The 1,513-nt window shown below is 64.4% G+C and carries 1 protein-coding gene; it reads left to right on the top strand.

Features of this window, described 5'->3' with window-relative positions; genetic code table 11:
* Positions 1-80 precede the first annotated feature (80 nt).
* On the top strand, positions 81-1,196 hold the full coding sequence (locus CG471_RS29770; RefSeq protein WP_030092861.1) for an IS110 family transposase: 1,116 nt from the start codon (positions 81-83) through the stop codon (positions 1,194-1,196).
* Positions 1,197-1,513: the final 317 nt, after the last annotated feature.

Raw genomic sequence — 1,513 nt, 5'->3', positions numbered from 1 at the left:
TTAGACCCCATGACTGCCGGAGCCTCGAGGGCTCAAATCTGAGATGCTGACGATGGATTTGTCAGCACTGGAGGCGAGTCATGACGGAGACAGTAAAATACGTCGGTCTGGACGTGCACAAGGAAACCATCGCGGTCGCAGTTGCCGATGAAGAGCGCGGAGGCGAGGTGCGTTTCGTCGGTACGGTTGCCAACGAGGACGATGCGGTCAGAAAGCTGGTCAAGCGGCTGACGGCGCCGGGCGTGAGGTTGAGCGTCTGCTACGAGGCTGGTCCTTGCGGCTATGGCCTGCACCGGCTGCTGACGAAACTGGGGCAGGCTTGTATCGTCATCGCTCCCTCGATGATGCCACGACGGCCAGGTGATCATGTGAAGACCGACCGGCGTGACGCAATGACCCTGGCCCGACTGTTGCGTGCCGGCGAGCTTACCGCGATCTGGGTTCCGGACGAGGCGCACGAGGCGGTGCGTGATCTGATCCGCGCCCGACGCAGCGCACAGGAAGATGCCACCGGGGCCAAACAGACCGTGCGTAGCTTCCTGCTGCGGCACGATCGTCGTTTCGGCGGCAAGGCGGCCTGGACGAAGATGTATTGGCGGTGGTTGTCCGAACAGCGGTTCGACTTCCCCCATCAGCAGCTGGCGTTCGAGGAGATGCAGAAGCGGGTCCTGGAGGCGCAGGCGCGGGTTGGACGGCTCGAGGCGGCGCTGGGCGAAGCGGTGGATGCATGGCGTTTCGCGCCGCTGGTCCGCAATCTTCAGGTCCTGCGCGGCATCAGGCTGGTCAGCGCCGCGACGCTGGTCGCCGAGGTCGGTGATCTGACCCGCTTCGACAATCCCAAGCAGTTGATGGCCTATGTCGGCTTGGTGCCGTCCGAGCATTCCAGCGGTGCCCGGACCAAGCGTGGTCGGATCACGCGCGCGGGTAACGCGCAGGCACGCACCATGCTGATCGAGGCTGGCTGGTCGTATCGACTGCCCGCTCGCGAGGAACGCCGCTATCGTGAGCGCGTCATCGACTTACCCGAAGAGATCCAGGCGATTGGATGGAAGGCGCAGGTTCGTCTCTGCCAGCGCTACCGTCGCCTCGCGGCCGCAGGCAAGCCCCAGCCCAAGGTGACCACCGCGATTGCGCGTGAACTGGTCGGCTATGCTTGGGACATCGCCCGACGCGTACCACCGGCGGTCGCCGCTTGATCTTCCAAACAGCAGTGAGAGGAGGCGCCAGCACACCACCTGCATAGCCTTGGCCGGCGTGCCGCGGGCACCCGACTGTGATGGGCAATCCACGGTGTACGGTGGGGCAGGTTCGTCCGACGCCCGAACTTAGACGGAGGATAGGCCCAGCGACGGATACGGGTAGTGCGGTAACCAACCCGCGGATGAGAGCGTGATCAATCGTCGTCGATCAGGCGCCCGCGGCACACCCGCCAAGGTCAATGCGACCGCTGGTCTAGCGGCCAGCGAAGGAGTAAACTCGGCCAGCGTCTCGGACGGCAGTCATGAGAGCGTAT

The organism is Sphingobium sp. IP1, assembly GCF_002708645.1.
Lineage (GTDB): Bacteria > Pseudomonadota > Alphaproteobacteria > Sphingomonadales > Sphingomonadaceae > Sphingobium > Sphingobium yanoikuyae.
This window is presented reverse-complemented; position numbering and strand designations above follow the sequence as displayed.

Excerpts from the sequence above, each read along its gene's own strand:
- CG471_RS29770 (WP_030092861.1), top strand. The coding sequence starts at position 81 with ATGACGGAGACAGTAAAATACGTCGGTCTGGACGTGCACAAGGAAACC.